Source organism: Natrinema salinisoli, from assembly GCF_020405205.1.
Classification (GTDB): Archaea; Halobacteriota; Halobacteria; order Halobacteriales; family Natrialbaceae; genus Natrinema; species Natrinema salinisoli.
Genome location: NZ_CP084469.1, coordinates 3,067,692 through 3,083,148, shown reverse-complemented (window position 1 = coordinate 3,083,148; position 15,457 = coordinate 3,067,692). Strand labels below are relative to the sequence as shown.

Annotated in this window: 14 protein-coding genes; 5 read left to right on the top strand and 9 right to left on the bottom strand. The window is 62.6% G+C overall.

Features of this window, described 5'->3' with window-relative positions:
• Positions 1–274 precede the first annotated feature (274 nt).
• A complete protein-coding gene (locus LDB05_RS15165) occupies positions 275–511 on the top strand; it encodes a DUF7127 family protein (protein WP_226004831.1) in 237 nt (78 codons plus the stop codon).
• A gap of 159 nt (positions 512–670) precedes the next feature.
• A complete protein-coding gene (locus LDB05_RS15160; RefSeq protein WP_226004830.1) occupies positions 671–1,246 on the top strand; it encodes a DUF1684 domain-containing protein in 576 nt (191 codons plus the stop codon).
• A gap of 239 nt (positions 1,247–1,485) precedes the next feature.
• Here the strand turns inward: LDB05_RS15160 and LDB05_RS15155 are convergent, their stop codons facing one another.
• The gene (locus LDB05_RS15155) at positions 1,486–2,166 is read right to left on the bottom strand and encodes a class I SAM-dependent methyltransferase (RefSeq protein WP_226004829.1); all 681 of its coding nucleotides are present in this window, start codon (positions 2,164–2,166) and stop codon (positions 1,486–1,488) included.
• Positions 2,167–2,557: 391 nt separating this feature from the next.
• Here LDB05_RS15155 and LDB05_RS15150 point away from each other — a divergent pair, with 391 nt between their 5' ends.
• Positions 2,558–3,136, top strand: coding sequence for a DUF7090 family protein (locus LDB05_RS15150; RefSeq protein WP_226004828.1), 579 nt, complete (start codon positions 2,558–2,560; stop codon positions 3,134–3,136).
• Between the two features lie 128 nt (positions 3,137–3,264).
• Here the strand turns inward: LDB05_RS15150 and LDB05_RS15145 are convergent, their stop codons facing one another.
• From LDB05_RS15145 to LDB05_RS15130, 5 genes are all read right to left on the bottom strand, one after another.
• Positions 3,265–4,047, bottom strand: coding sequence for a DUF7089 family protein (locus LDB05_RS15145; RefSeq protein WP_226004827.1), 783 nt, complete (start codon positions 4,045–4,047; stop codon positions 3,265–3,267).
• Positions 4,047–4,136, bottom strand: coding sequence for a hypothetical protein (locus LDB05_RS23610; protein WP_425498572.1), 90 nt, complete (start codon positions 4,134–4,136; stop codon positions 4,047–4,049). The genes LDB05_RS15145 and LDB05_RS23610 overlap by 1 nt, the downstream gene beginning before the upstream one ends.
• A 379-nt stretch (positions 4,137–4,515) precedes the next feature.
• Positions 4,516–5,535 (bottom strand): OapC/ArvC family zinc-ribbon domain-containing protein, encoded by a 1,020-nt coding sequence (locus LDB05_RS15140; protein WP_226004826.1) that lies wholly within the window; start codon positions 5,533–5,535, stop codon positions 4,516–4,518.
• Complete coding sequence (locus tag LDB05_RS15135) at positions 5,535–5,936, bottom strand: DUF2073 domain-containing protein (RefSeq protein WP_226004825.1); 402 nt, start codon at positions 5,934–5,936, stop codon at positions 5,535–5,537. Before LDB05_RS15135 ends, LDB05_RS15140 begins: the two co-directional genes overlap by 1 nt.
• A 5-nt stretch (positions 5,937–5,941) precedes the next feature.
• Positions 5,942–6,580: an Era-like GTP-binding protein gene (locus tag LDB05_RS15130; protein ID WP_226004824.1), complete on the bottom strand. Its 639-nt coding sequence runs from the start codon at positions 6,578–6,580 to the stop codon at positions 5,942–5,944.
• 1,350 nt (positions 6,581–7,930) lie between these two features.
• Here LDB05_RS15130 and LDB05_RS15125 point away from each other — a divergent pair.
• A complete protein-coding gene (locus LDB05_RS15125; protein WP_226004823.1) occupies positions 7,931–9,694 on the top strand; it encodes an AAA family ATPase in 1,764 nt (587 codons plus the stop codon).
• A 261-nt stretch (positions 9,695–9,955) separates the two neighbouring features.
• Here the strand turns inward: LDB05_RS15125 and LDB05_RS15120 are convergent, their stop codons facing one another.
• A complete protein-coding gene (locus tag LDB05_RS15120; protein WP_226004822.1) occupies positions 9,956–10,921 on the bottom strand; it encodes a S24/S26 family peptidase in 966 nt (321 codons plus the stop codon).
• Positions 10,922–11,018: 97 nt separating this feature from the next.
• Positions 11,019–11,894, bottom strand: coding sequence for a S26 family signal peptidase (locus tag LDB05_RS15115; RefSeq protein ID WP_226004821.1), 876 nt, complete (start codon positions 11,892–11,894; stop codon positions 11,019–11,021).
• 244 nt (positions 11,895–12,138) lie between these two features.
• On the opposite strand from LDB05_RS15115, the gene LDB05_RS15110 reads away from it, so the two are divergent.
• Positions 12,139–13,722: a DNA-directed DNA polymerase II small subunit gene (locus LDB05_RS15110; RefSeq protein WP_226004820.1), complete on the top strand. Its 1,584-nt coding sequence runs from the start codon at positions 12,139–12,141 to the stop codon at positions 13,720–13,722.
• Between the two features lie 51 nt (positions 13,723–13,773).
• Here LDB05_RS15110 and LDB05_RS15105 read toward each other — a convergent pair whose 3' ends face one another.
• Positions 13,774–15,456 (bottom strand): acetate--CoA ligase, encoded by a 1,683-nt coding sequence (locus LDB05_RS15105; protein WP_226004819.1) that lies wholly within the window; start codon positions 15,454–15,456, stop codon positions 13,774–13,776.
• Position 15,457: the final 1 nt, after the last annotated feature.

The window sequence follows — 15,457 nt, the reverse complement described above, 5'->3', positions numbered from 1 at the left end:
GGACTGGAATGGCCGCGCCTCGAGTTATAAATGTCGGGAACGGTCGCGGACACAGCTCGCTCGACTCGAGCCAGCCCGTATCGCTGCTCCCATCTGTGTCCTCCTCGAACCGAGTCGGCGTTTCTGCATCCACGTTCGGACCAAGTCAGCGTCTCCGCGTCCACGTTCGAATCGAGTCGGCGTGATAGTGACGGAAACATGTACGGTCGCGCCGATCGGAATCACTGGTTGCTGCCAGCGTGACCCTTTACTTACCTGAATCCCTAGGCCGCGTGTGAAGGTCCCCCAATCCCTGCGGAACGTCGACCAAGATGCAGTCGTCCGCACGTTCGATTACGACGACGGTAGCGTCATTGCGGTCGATTTCGGCACTGCCGCCGCCGATATTTCGATCGACGTCGTCGGCTCGACCGCGATCATCGTCGCGGACGGCGAACAGTTCGAGTTCGAACTCCCGCCCGAAGCGAGCGACGTCTCCGTGCACAACGGCGTACTCACGATCGACGAGTAACGCTCGACTCGAAACGGTCCCGGCCCCCTGCGGCGACGGACGAATACCCACGCGACCGCTGTTTTCCCGATTTAGGAGCGCTCGCTTCACGACGGAGACGGAACGGTGAGGAGCGGACGGAAACGCAACGCCTTCCCGGATCCGTCGACTACACCGAATATGAGCGATTCTATCGACGTCGACCGCTGGCGCGACGAACTCGAGTCGAAACGCGCCGAGAAAGACGAGTTCTTCGCCGACCATCCCCAGTCCCCGATCCCGCCGGAGGAACGGGACGAATTCGACGGACTCGACTACTTCGAGCCGGACCCGGCCTACCGCGTGAGCGCGACCGCGACGGTGCACGACGACCCCGAGGTCGTGTTGATGGACACCACCGCGGGTCGGGAGATGCGCTATCTCCGCGTCGCGACGCTGGAATTCGAACTCGACCGGGACGACGAGGAGCTCGAAGACGGCACGTTCGAACTCGCGGCCTACCAGCAGGAGAGTCCCAACGAGCAACCGCTGTTCGTGCCGTTCCGGGACAAGACGACGGGCCAGCAGAGCTATCAGGGCGGTCGGTACATGGAACTCGAGCCGGCCGAAGAACTCGAAGACGGGACCGAAATCGTCGTGGACTTCAACCTCGCGTACTCCCCGTTCTGTGCCTACAGCGACACCTTCGACTGCCCGCTCCCGCCGGAAGAGAACTGGCTCGAGGTGACGATTCCGGCCGGCGAACGGGACGAGTAGTCCACCGATTTGGGGAAGACTCCTGCGACGGTTGGCCCGCAGACGTGCCATCCGCGCGGCGATTCGGCAGTTCGAACGGCCATCACCGACGAGACAGGAAACGATCACCGAGGCGACGGGACCGTTTCGACTCGAGTCACCGGGCGTGTGACAGGTGCTCGAGGGATAATACGCGTCTCGAGTCGAAATGAGGGGGTTTTCGCTGATAGGTCGGCTATCAGTGGGTGGGGACGGAGCGGTCAGGGAGCGACGCCGACGGTGAGGAGCGTCCCGAATTCGCGGTAGCGTTCGACCATGTCGTCGCGGGTTTCCCAGTCTTCGGTCGGGAACTCGGACTCGCTCGGAATCGTGATCTCTCGATCGGGAATGGCGTCCTGTTCGGCGACGAACAGTCCCGCTTCGCGGAAGGCGTCGCGATACTGTTGGCGATCCCAACGGGTCATTTCGATGGTGATGAACTCCTGCCACTCGTGGGAGTGGACGTTTTCGTCGTAGTAGTTGACAGCGCAGTAGAAGGTACCGCTTGGTCGGAGGACTCGTGCGATCTCCTCGAGCGTGTGGTGGGGATCCGCGGCGTAGTAGAACGCTTCCATGCTCCAGACGTGATCGATCGAATCGTCGGCGAACGGCAGCTCGTCGAAGTCCCCGACGAGATAGCCGACGGCCGGGTCGTCCGTGTACTCCGCCGCGTTGCGGGCCATCTCGGGCGCGCCGTCGAGACCGTAGATTCGGCCGGCTCCCTTGGTATCCCGAAGCGCGCGACCGGCGTAGCCGCTCCCGCAGCCGAGATCGAGGACGGTGTCGCCGGGTTCGACCGGCATCCGTGCCAGCGCGTGCTTTGCGGTGTGCCAGTGGCGCTCCTCCATCCCTTTGTCTCGACCGCTGGCCGCCCACTCGTCGAACTCTTCGCGTACGCTCATGTGCGAGACGATGGACTCGTGGCCCTAAACGCGTTCCCATCGGTGTCCCGTCCACCACACCATCACCATCAGTACCATCATCACTACCACCGCTTCACTGCATCTCTTCCACCGCAACGAACCACGCATGCTCCAGCTCGAGCGAATCCCCAACCGTTCTCAGTGAGACGAGAACCACCGACAGTTTCTTTAGGCTGGCCTAAAATGTACGAGGTGAAGGGTCGTCGATAGCCGAAATCCGTGGGCATCCGGATTTCGTGTCGACGCTCGGTGAGTCGCACTGTCCCACCCCTCGCCAGTTTTTCAGACCCTTCCTCCGTTTCCGACCGAATCCCCCGACGAGAGAGACATCCGCACGCTTAAGGGAGTCCCCAGAGTTGTTCACGCCAATATGGAGTATACGCTCGAAATAGACGACACACCGGCGACGGTAGCGGGTGGGACCGGCGTGCTCCTCCTCCATCCAAGCACCGGTGAAACCGACCGCATCGACACGGATTTCCTCAAAGCCGACACCGACAATTTCCTCGTCGTCTCCACGCGAACCACCGCCCGCGAAGTCAGACAGAAACTCGAGTACTACGACGTCGACGAAGAGCGAGCCGAAATCCTGGACACGCTGAGCATCGAACGCGGCTACTCCCGACGCTCGTCCGACACCGTCCACTACGTCGCCGCCCCCGACGACGTCGACGGCATCGTCGATCACATCGACGGCTTCCTCGCCGATCACGACGGCAAACTCCGCATCAGTTTCGACTCCGTCACCGAACTCGCCTACTACGCCGGCGACGAGCAGGCCCTCGAGGCGGTCGAACGGATCCTGGAACTGCTCGAGGAACACGACGCAGTCGGTCTCTTCCACCTTTCGGAGGACCCTCACGACGAAGCGCTCGTCGACCGGTTCCGCGGCCTGTTCGACGGCGTCATCGACCTCGACGAGGACGGCAGCGTCGACGCCGAGTTCTGAGCCCCCTCAGTAGTGTGATTCTCGATTTTCTGCCTGCAGAGGAGGCCAGTAGAGCGGCGCGCGCTGTGCGGCGATGACGGAAACGAGGCGCGAGTAAACCGAGCACTCTTCCGAACGATTCGAACGGGCTAGTCCTCGAGCGAGTCGAACGTCTTCTCGGCCCACTGGATCGCGTACGCCGGGCCGTGGTCCAGATACGCGTCGGTATCGAGCGCCGCGAAGGGTGCCGGCAGTTCGATCGCATGCTTGATCGCCGCACACGCCAGCTCCGTCGCGTCCGCGAAATCGGTCTCATCGCGCGCGACCGCACGCGGGAGTTCCGACACGCGATCCTCGAGCCGTGTCCCCGCGTCCTGCCAGGCGTCGGCGAGTTCGGGATGCTCGTCGTGCCAGTCCGCGAAGACCTCGCGGGTCTGGAGCCCGACCCAGCCGTCGTACAGCGCCGCGGCGACCTGATAGGTCCCGTTCGGATCGAGCGCGACTGCCGCATCGAGGTCGGGATACGTCTCCTCGAAGAAGCCGATGAAGTGTTCGGGCACCTCGAGGTCGACCTGAACGAGCGCTTCGGCGATCAAGAAGTCGACGAACGACTCGGGCGAGCCCTCGACTCGCGGTTTGACGAGGACGATCGGCGGGTCGGTCTGGTGAGTCCAGACGACGCTGCCGTCGCCCGGCATCCCGATCGTGAGGTCCGAACTCGCGTAGTGAGTGAGTAAGGTCGGGGCGTCGTCCGGAAGCCAGGACGTCGGATAGGTCGCGGGCTCGAGCGCGTCGACGACCAGGCCGAGATCCTCGGCGAGGGCGGGAGTCAGCGTCTCGAAGTCACGTTCGCAGTCGAGAACCTGTACGTCGGGCGTCCGGGCCTCGCGGACGGCTTCGACTCGATCCGAGAGCGCACGAGCCTCGAACATCAGGCGAGTGCGTTCTGAAAGACGAGCAGGATCGACAGTAGCGCCGATACGGCGACCGTTGACAGAACGACCTTGGTTGCGGTGCTCATGTGCGATGGGTCGTATCCGCGTCGCTTAAATCCATCTGTCTCCGGCCGGTCTGCCGGCGTCACCGTCACGATTCGGGCCTCCGGTAGGTCCGTCCAGCAGGGGAGCCCGCTGCACTCGTCCGGACCGAAGACCGCGGGTCGCCAGCGACGGCGGAGGGACGAACGGACAACTGCTCGCCGGAACGTATCAGTGTTCGTCGGATACTCGCCGAGATTCTAACCTAGCGGCCGCGGTCCTACTCCGGCCGGTCCCCCCACTGGGACTGTTTCGTCTGGAACGAGAAGTGTCCGTAAAGAGACTAGAATCGAAGTTCGCGACGAGTCCGCAGTCGAAACAATACGGTGTCACGAGAGACGAAACCGAACGTCGTCGGTTCAGTCACTCGTCCTCGTCGTCGCCGGCGCGCCACGAATCCGGAACGTCGATGACGTATCGGCCGTCTTCCTGCAAGGAGATGATGTACTCGTCGCGGTTGTAGAGTTCCATCAAATTGAGTTCGTACTGTCCCGGACTGACGATCTTGATGCTCTCGAACTGCTCGTTGAGTTCCGCCCGGAGCTCCTCGAGCGACGGTCGCTGACCGCTCGGCTCGCTGACGACGCGACCGTGGTCGGGCGACTGGTCGGCGTCGAGTTCGTCACTGGAACCATCGTCGGCATCAGCCGGCGTCTCGACCGCACTGTCCACCTCGCGGCCGTGTTCCGAGCCTGCCGGGTCGCCAGGGTCCGGTCCAGCCTCGGTGCCGTGGTCCGATGTATCCCGTGTGGCCGTCCCGGAGCGGGACGGAAGGTCGTTCGTCGTAATGACCTCGCTGCGGGCGTTGGCCTGTGCCGAGTTCTCGTCGTCCGCGATCGTCGTCGTCGGACCGCTCGAGGCCGAGGACTGCGGTGGCCACTCGGAGTCGGTTCGATCGGTGGGTCCGGTTTCGGGTGCTGCGTCGGCAGCCGCTTCGTCCGAGGACTCCGATCGGTCCTCGGGCCGTCGAGCCGTTTCCGGCCATTCTTTGAATTCGCCGTCCGACGTCGTCGAATCCGTTTCGGGGGCGTCCTCGCTCGAGGGCCAGGAGGCGTCCGACTGTATGGTCTCGGCCGACTCCTCGAGCGGCGGTTCCGCCGGGGTATCGGCCGCCGACCCGTCGGACGAATCGCTGGCCACCAGATCACGAACCGTCTCCGCAGCTCGCGTCGCCACGCTGTCGGACTCGGGAGCGGTGGATTCCCCCGCGGTACCGTCGGCATCGAGCGAGCCCGAGCCCTCGGCTTCGGCGGACGAGTCAGCGACGGCGGCCGCAGTCGGTGCGAACTGGAACTTGTTCCCGCCGCAGTCGGGACAGCCGGAGAGCATCTCCTTGGAGCCGTCGGCGAACGTCCGGCCACAGTTCGTACACTGGTGAGGCATTAGTTACGGGACACGAGCGCGCTGATGAGCGTTTCGTCCTTGTGGAGCGTTTCGATCTGATTGGCCGGGCCGATCACCGTCAGCTTCGCTTCCGCCTCCTCACCTCCCATGATGCGGCCGAGCAACGACGAATCGCGGGTGTCGGATTTCGGGTAGGTTTCGATCTCGATCCCATTGAATTCGTCGGGACTGATTTCGGCCATCGTGACCTCGATGAGTCGGCTCTCCTCGTCGGGAGTGAGCCCCTCTTCCAGGATGACGATATTGCCGTCGTGGACGCCGTCCAGGATCATCCTGATCTTCTCCATGGTCGCCATGCCGTCCATGCGTTCGCCGCTGATCAGGTCGATCTGCACGCCGTCGGGTGCGTCCGGGTCGTCCGCATTGGTTGCTTTTGGCATCGTAATCACCCGAAGTACTCCGCGATGCTGTCGTAGACTTCGTCCATGTTGTCGCCTTCCTTCGCCGAGAGCGGCACGGTCTTGTGCTGCGGGAAGGCGTCCTCGATCCGCTTGACGCTCGATTCCTCGAGGTCGATCTTGTTCGCGAAGATGAGAACCGGGAGATCGCGTGATTCGATGATGCCGATCAGCATCGTGTTGACCTGCGTGATCGGATCCTCTGCGCTATCCAGGACGTAGATGACGCCATCGACGTCCTCTCGAAGCCAGTGCATGGCTTCCGCGACGCCTTCGGTCGCTTCGCGGGAGCGACGAATCGCGTCCTCTTCGTCCATTTCGTCGGTGAACTCTTCGTAGTCGACTTTCGTCGTCACACCGGGTGTGTCGACGATGTCGATGGTCACCGTCTTTCCGTCTCGTTCGATCTCGACGTTTTCTTTCCTGCGTGCGCGACGAGTCTCGTGAGGGACGTGACTCTCAGCGCCGATCGCGTCGCCAGTCCAGTCACGTGCGATACGGTTCGCGAGCGTCGTCTTGCCGGCGTTCGGCGGACCGTAGATACCGATTCGTTTGGGCTCCTGTTCCGAAAACAGGCGGTCTGTAGCCCGAGAGATACTATCTTTGAGTTCTGTGAACAGTCCCATCCTTTGGGGCCTCCAGCACCGCGGGGTGCATCTGCGCGTACTACTAACTGAACTCACTTAAGCCTACGTCAGACGTGTAGACAATTCGACGAAAGAGAAATATAATATGCGAGGATCGTCTTTGAGAACAGGAACGTTCCGTGTTGATCCGATTTGAAAATAAAACGTGATGGAGATAGCGGATCACAGAAGTGTCAGATAGGGTGTGCGGGCTGGACGCGTTCCAACTGCGATGGCGTAGCACGGTAGATCGCAAGAGACGATAAAATAACCATGAGTTATTCGAGCGATTGTGAAGAGATAACACGCGAATCGGAATGAAACGAGTTCGTAACGGAGGAGCGGAGCGATTCGAATACCCCCACCCCTTCGTTTCAACTGGAGAGTGACGGGACCGTGGGTGGTGACGAGAGCTGATCGACCGGGACTGCGACGATTTCGACCCTCTGTTTCGACTCGAAGGAGGTTGCGAGAGGATCTCGCTGGTGAATTCCCCAATAGCGATCGATCTAGTAACTCGATAACGATTCTAGTAATCGAGACGGCCGTGAGAAGTGACTCTAGCAGGAACTAGTAACTAGGAACAAGGCCCTAGTAAGACTAGTGTGTCTGCTAGTTCTACGGATACTGTTTCTCACATCACTACATAAAACTTCTCGTCATGAAATGTCGTCGAACCCCCACCCGCCCTCTCGGCAGGTTCCACTCGAAACGAAGGGGTGGGGGGGGGTCAACCATCGGATCATGATAACATCAGACATGATCTTCCACACCACACACGTTCGCTCTCAGATCCTGCTCGCTCCCAGATCTGGCACTCGAGGAAGCCGATTGTCTCACCGAAAGCAGAAAGAGCAGACGGGCTCGTCGAAAGGCCTTCGAAAGCGCTCCTCGGGGACTGTTCACGACCCGTGACTCGACCGACAACGAGTTTCGGCCCGACCGACGTGCTCATCGAATAGATCGGGGCCGTTTATTCTGGCGGCCGGTCGTTCTGGGGCCGAGCGACAGGTATCGATCACGGTCCTCAGTTCGACTCGAAATTCGTTCCCGACGTGCCACCCCGAGTATCGATTCGTGTGACCGTCTCGTTCACAGAGAGTCGGTCCCTACAGATTTCGAAATCGAACCGCAGCGTCGGGATCGATCGGACACTGACCGCTAAAACCGGGCAAGACCCAAGGGGAAAGGAAGCCTTTATTAGCATGCTTTTCCTCTGTTTCGTTTGCATCAACTGGATCCGAACCCGGTATCTGGAACGGTGAATCGCCCGATTAAGGGCATTACACCGCTATATTCCTGCTCCGGGGTTCGGCGTTCCACTCGAAATAAGGGGGTTCAGTACGACGAATGTCAGACGACAACTCAGAGATCACTGACTCAGACGACGGTGACGGAACGAGCGGGTTCTCGACGGACTTCGAGAGCGCCGATCTCGACGACGAAGAGTCGAATCAGGGGTTGTTCGACGACCTCCTCAGCGGCGAACCGATCTTCGAGAACAAGGAGGTGCTTCGTCCGTCCTACACCCCACACGAGCTCCCCCACCGGAGCGATCAGATCAACAAGATGGCGACGATCCTTGTCGCCGCACTCCGCGGTGAAACGCCATCGAATATTCTCATCTACGGGAAAACGGGGACCGGCAAGACCGCGAGCGCCAAATTCGTCAGCAAGGAACTCGAGAGTACCTCTCAAAAGTACAGCGTTCCCTGCGACGTCGAGTACATCAACTGCGAGGTCACCGATACCCAGTACCGCGTCCTCGCGCAACTCGCGAACAAGTTCATCGACAAGAACAAAGAGCGCATCGACGACCGAGTCGCGGAACTCGAGTCGCTGCTGGACGCCCTCGACGAGTACGACGCCGACGCGGAGCGTCGCAGCGCCGAGGAAACTGGAACCGACGACCTGTCAGATGACCAGACGGCGTCGGACCCCTTCGATTTCGTCTCGAGCGACGAAACCGACTCGCACGGAGACGGTTCTCCTGGACCCAATACCGACGCTACGTCGGTCGATTCTCCACTCGAAACGGAGGGGTCTTCGGAATCGGCTCCGGCCGTAGCGTCCTCGGATACCACAGATCCGACGGCCGTCGCCGGCACCGATCAGGGCGACTCATCGGCAACCGATTCGCCCGCGCACCCGCTCGAGTCGACGCCGTTCGACGCGCGCGACGAGGTCGACGACCGAATTGCGGAACTCGAAGACGACAAGGACTCTTTCGAGGAAGTCCCGATGACGGGGTGGCCGACCGACCGGGTCTACAGCGTCTTCTTCGACGCCGTCGACTACGACGAGCGGGTCGTCGTGATCATGCTCGACGAGATCGACAAGCTCGTCGAGAAAAGCGGCGACGACACCCTCTACAACCTCTCCCGGATGAACTCCGAACTCGAGAACTCGCGCGTCTCGATCATCGGCATCTCGAACGATCTGAAATTCACCGACTTCCTCGATCCGCGGGTCAAGTCGTCGCTGGGCGAGGAGGAGATCGTCTTCCCGCCCTACGACGCGAATCAGCTGCGGGATATTCTCAACCACCGGTCGGACGTCGCGTTCAAGGGCGACGCACTCTCGGACGACGTGATCCCGCTGTGTGCGGCCTTCGCCGCACAGGAACACGGGGACGCGCGACGCGCGCTCGACCTCCTTCGGACTGCGGGCGAACTGGCCGAACGGTCACAGGCCGAAACGATCGTCGAGGAACACGTCCGGCAGGCCCAGGACAAGATCGAACTCGATCGGGTCGTCGAGGTCGTCCGGACCCTCCCCACGCAGAGCAAACTCGTCCTCTTCGCGATCATTTTGCTCGAGAAAAACGGCGTCCACAGCATCAACACGGGCGAGGTGTTCAACATCTACAAGCGCCTGTGCGAGGAGATCGACGCAGATGTCCTGACCCAGCGGCGAGTGACGGATCTCATCAGCGAGCTCGACATGCTCGGGATCGTCAACGCCGTCGTCGTCTCGAAGGGCCGGTACGGTCGAACCAAAGAGATCAGTCTCTCCGTTCCACTCGAAGAGACGGAGGCCGTGTTACTGAGCGACTCCCGACTGAGCGATATCGACGACGTGCAGCCGTTCGTCCAGGCCCGATTCGAAAACTGACGAATCGGCTCCGTCCGGCGTCCACTCACTGCATCTGTCGTTCTTTTCGTCTCGATTCCCGCTCCCGTTCCGACAGCCTGCCGTAGTCGGATCGGCGTTGCGACGCGACGGATCGTCAGAGTGGACCTGACCCCTCTATTTCCACTCGAGATCGTATGAATCGATATTCACTAAGTATCGAATAATCGTTCACTGCGGTCGAACGGACGAAAGGGGAGACGAAAAAACGTCAAACGAGCCGAAATTAGTTCGGCGGGCGAATCAGGGACCGGCCCGGCCGACCGCAACTGCAGGTCCGGCCCCGGTAGTGGCGAGAGCGGCGGCCCCGGCGAAGTCACCGTGGCCTCCACCACTGGTCGTTTCGGGTCCGGCGGGCGTCGGCGTCTGCGTCACCGGAACGGGCTCGTACATCGGCGTACTCGAGGGGGCAGTCGGAACGAGCATCCCGCCGAGGAGCTCGTCGAAGGTCAGCCGGACGTGGCCGAGCCACGGAATTCGGAACATCGCCTTGCCGGTGACCCATTCGGGTTTGACGACGTCGGTTCTCGCACCGGATCTCGCCAATTGATCGTATCCGCGGTTAGCGTCGCCTTTCGTGACGAAGCCGGCGTGTTCGGCGGGACAGGTAGCGACCTCGCTGCAGGTCGCATCGCCAACGATCTCCTCGCTGGCTTTCGTCTCGACCCAGTTTTCGTCCTCTTCGACCCAGAAATGGGCGCGATGAATTACCGGGGTTTGCAGCTGGCTCCCGTCGGGTCTGTAGACGATGACGTCGCCGGGGTTGCCGAACTTCTCGTGGCCCGTTTCTTGCCCGCGCTCGAGGGTGACGACGCCGGTCCCCTCGACGGCGGCATCGCCGGCGTATCGGCCGTCATCGACGACGAAAATCAGATCGCCTTTCTGCATGTTCGGCTCCATGCTGCCGCTCTCGACGGCGACTAGCGGGGGCCAGATACCGCTGATTCCGAACAGAAGGAGGCCCACAACGGCGACGATGGCGACGCTACTCAGCACGTCTCGCGTCATCACGACGGTCTCGTTGTTGGTCTCGAGGAACCAGCGGAGGACGCCGTCGTCTTCGATCGTTACGGCCTCGTTCTCGGCGGTGCTCCGCGGACGTTCCTCAGGCGAGGGTTGGGTCTGTGACGAGCCAGCGCTTCGATCCTCGTTCTCACGAACGTCGTCGCCGGAATCACCTGGGGGATCCCCGGAGCTAGAACCGCTCATCGTCACCCCCTTTGCCCGGCCCGCCAATCAACTTTCTGTTCGCGGTGTTCGGCGACCGAGCGCTCCGCCATCGGAACCGAGACCCTCGGCGAGCCCGTTACGGATCCCGGCCGCCGGCGGCCGCCCCGAGCAGGACGAGCGTGACCACACCCGTAGCGATGACGATGGCGGCCGATCCGATTCCGGTCAGCGCCTGTATCGAACCGACGGCTAATCGAATCTCACCGAGCCACGGGGCGCGGGCCATCGCTTTTCCGGTCACCCACTCCGGACTGATGACGGTCGTTTTCGCACCCGACTGCGGCAACTGGTCGTACCCCGGATTGGCGTCGCCTTTCGTGATGAACCCGTCGTGGGGTGCCGGACACGAGAGGAGCTCGTTGCAGCTCGCGCCCTTCATGAACTCGCGATCGGCTTTCGTGGCGACCCAGTTCTCGCCCGCCTCGACCCAGAAGTGGGCGCGATGGATCGTCGGCGTCCGCTTCGGATCACCGTTCGGCATGAACACGATGACGTCGCCGGGGGCGTCGAACTTCTCGTGGCCGCTCTCCCGTCCGCTCTCGAGGGAGACGATACCGGTTCCGGCGACGGCATCGTCGCCGACGAACCGGCCATCGTCGACGATGAATACGAGATCCCCTTCCTGGATGTTGGGCTCCATGCTCCCGCTCTCGACGGCGACGAACGGCGGCCAGGTGCCGTTGATACCGAACAGGAGGAGACCGATCACGAGGACGAGAGCGACGATCGTCGCGGCGTCCCGACAGACCGTGACGGTCCGGTCGTCGGTCTCGAGGAACCAGCGGAGAACTCCGTCGTCATCGATCGTTACCCTGTCGCGATCGGGTCGTTCCTTCGCGCCGGGCCGTGGCCGACGATCCCCGGCGTCGTCCGTCGAACGCTGTGGTCCCGAGCGCGCGTCGCGAGGATCGGATCGATCGTTGTTCCGTTCGCCGCCGTCGGGACCGTCCATTGGCAACCGATTACGGCGAACTAGATATCAAACTTCCGGCGACGCTCGGCGGTCCACGCAGGTACTGTGATATTGGTGAGCGATGTGATATCGGTCGAGGTCCACGCGAGTAATGAGGACACCGTTCAGCGATGGTTCCGTACGCGTTACTTAAATAGAGTCGCCGATCCTGCCCAACTGGATCGAACTCTCGGCAGCGGGGGATCCGCTATCCTTTTGCCCGCGCTCGCGAATGCGACGTGTAGTGCCACTCGAGGCTCCCGCTCGAATCGTCAGCGAACTCACAAGCCGCGGGTACAACGCCGAGCGCGAGGCGGTGACGCGGCTCGCGGCGGCCGAGGATCCGGCCGCGGCGCTCGAGCGCGTCCTCGACGAGATTCCCGACGACGCGCTGGTCGTTCGGACCGATCACGTGGAGGCGGTCCTCTCGACGTCCGACGAGAGCGCTCCCTCGAGATCCGGTTCGGGAGCTGACGCAGCCGTCGACGACGACTCGCCGCCGACGGAGTCGCCCCCCTCCGTTTCAACTGGAACCGTGACCGGTCCGGGGGCGGAATCAGCCGGCCGATCTCCAGTCGAAACGAAGGGGTATTCGTCCGCGAACCGATCGTCCGATCCCGCCCAGCGATCGCTCGAGATCGTTGGCGACATGACCGGCCAGAGTACGGGAACGGGCGAGTACGACGATTTCGTTTCCGTCTTCCGGGACCGGCTCGATCGGCTGGGTGCGAAACTGCGGGGACGGGTCAACCACCGTCCGGCGACGGCCATTCAGGGTATGGCGGGAGGCAGCGAGGTCGCGATGGTCGGGCTGGTCAACGACATCCGGTCGACCGCCAGCGGTCACTGGCTGATCGAACTCGAGGACGCGACGGGAACGTTCCCGTGGCTCGTGATGAAAGACAGGGAGTACGCCGATCTCGTCGAGGAGCTACTCTGCGACGAGGTGCTGGCGATGGAGGGGACGCTGGCCGACGATTCGGGGATCGCCTTCGTCGATTCGATGCACTTCCCGGACATCCCTCGCACCCACGAGCCGTCGACCGCGGATCGCCACGTGCAGGCGGCGCTGATCAGCGACGTCCACGTCGGCAGTCAGGAGTTCATGGCCGACGCGTGGAACGACTTCGCCGACTGGCTCCACACTCCGGAAGCTGAACACGTCGAGTACATGCTGCTTGCGGGCGACATGGTCGAAGGCGTCGGCGTCTACCCCGACCAGGACGAGGAACTGGACATCGTCGACATCTACGAGCAGTACGAGGCGTTCAGCGAGCACCTGAAGAAAATCCCGGGCGACATCGAGATCGTCATGATTCCGGGGAACCACGACGCGGTTCGACTCGCCGAACCGCAGCCGGGATTCGACGAGGTGCTGCGGGAGATCATGTCCGCACACGATCCCCAGATCGTGAGCAACCCGTCGATGGTGACCCTCGAGGGCGTCTCCGTCCTGATGTACCACGGCGTCTCGCTGGACGAAGTCATCGCGGAGCTCCCGGAAGAAAAAGCCAGCTACGACGATCCCCACAAGGCGATGTACCACCTCCTCAAGAAGCGCCACGTCGCGCCGCAGTTCGGCGGTCACACCCGGCTGGCACCCGAAGAAAAAGACTATCTCATCATCGACGAGGTGCCCGACATCTTCCACACGGGCCACGTCCACAAGCTCGGCTTCGGCAAGTACCACGACGTGCTCGCGATCAACTCCGGCTGCTGGCAGGCCCAGACGGACTTCCAGAAGAGCGTCAACATCGATCCCGACGCCGGGTTCGCCCCGATCGTCGATCTGGATACGCTGAACGTGACGGTCCAGAAGTTCAGTTGAGGGACCGCCGACCGACGCCGACGCGATCGCCTCGAGACGCGGGACCGATCGTCACTCCGCCTTTGCTTCTCCGTCCACTTCGTCCTGGAGCTCCGTCCGACGGATCTTCCCCGTGACCGTCTTCGGCAGTTCCTCCCGGAACTCGATCTCGCGGGGGTACTCGTGAGCCGAGAGTTCCTCTCGGACGTGGGTGCTGATCTCCTCCTCGAGCGCCTCGGAGGGCGTTGCATCCTCGCTGGGGACGACGTAGGCCTTCACGATGTTCCCGCGCTCGCGGTGGGGCTTCGGGACGACGGCGGCCTCGGCGACGGCCTCGTGCTCGCCCAGCGAGCTTTCGACTTCGAACGGGCCGATCCGGTAGCCCGAGGAGAGGATGACGTCGTCGGCCCGACCCTCGAACCAGAAGTAGCCGTCTTCGTCCGTGTGCGCCAGATCGCCCGAAAGATACCATTCCCCGTCGGGGCCGTCGACGAAACACGAGTCCGTCTTCTCCGGCTTCTCCCAGTACTCCGCGAAGAAGCAGGGGTAGTCGCCGCGCTGGGCGATCTCGCCGGTTTCGCCGGGCTCGAGCACCGCACCCGTCTCCGGGTCGACGACCGCGGCTTCGATACCCGGTAGGGGCTTCCCCATCGATCCCGGCCGAACGTCCATCGTCGGGTAGTTGTCGATGATCATGTTCCCCGTCTCGGTCTGGCCGTAGGTGTCGTGGATCGTGACGCCGAGGGTCTCTTCGCCCCACTCGACGACGCCCGCCGAGAGCGGCTCGCCGATCGACAGCGCGTGCCGCAGATCGAGCGACACTCCCTCGAGGACGTCCTCGTGCTCGCGGAGCATGCGGTAGGCCGTCGGGACCGAGAACAGGACCGAGATGGGGTAGGTGTCGAGCAGGTCGGCCCACTCCTCGGGGTCGAACTCGCCTTCGTAGGTAAACAGTGCCGTTCCCCAGAACCAGGCACCGAGGGTGTTGATCGGTCCGGTCAGCCAGCCGAGGTCCGCCGTGGACCAGTACAGGTCGCCCTCCCGTAGATCGACGGAGTACTTTTGCGTGGCGGCGACGCCGGCGACCCACCGGTGTTTGTGGAGAACGCCCTTCGCGAGTCCGGTCGTTCCACTGGTGTAGTACAGCAGCGCGTCGTCCTCGCCGCCGGTGTCGGCCGGCTCGTACTCGCGATTCGCCGTCTCCATCTCACTGTGGTAGCTCGCGTCGCCCCGCCGAATTCCCGTCCCGTCGTCGCTGACGACGATGACGTGTTCGACCGAGGGGGCGTCCTCGAGCGCGGCCGCCACGGTGTCCCGGTTTGCCGCGGTGGTGACGATCGCCTTCGCGTCGCAGTCGTCCAGCCGGTAGGAGATGCCGTCGGGGCCGAACCGCTCGTTGATCCCGCCGAAGACGGCCCCGCGTTTGAGCGTCCCGACTAGCGCGACGTAGTGCTCGGGGATCCGCGGCATGTACGAGAAGACGCGGTCGCCCCGCTCGATTCCGAGCGACTCCAGGACGTTCGCGAATCGGTTCGTTCGCTCGGCCAGTTCCCAGAACGTCAGCGTGGTCAACTCGCCGTCCTCGTCGACCTGGTAGAGCGCTACCTTCTCTCTGTTCTCGGCGTGTCGATCGCAGACCTCGTGTGCGATGTTCAGTTCTGACGGGGCATCCCACGCCGCCTCGTCGTAGATCCGATCCCACGTGAACTCCGCTCGAGTCTCCTCGTACCCGGATAAGTTGTGGTTCGATGGCATA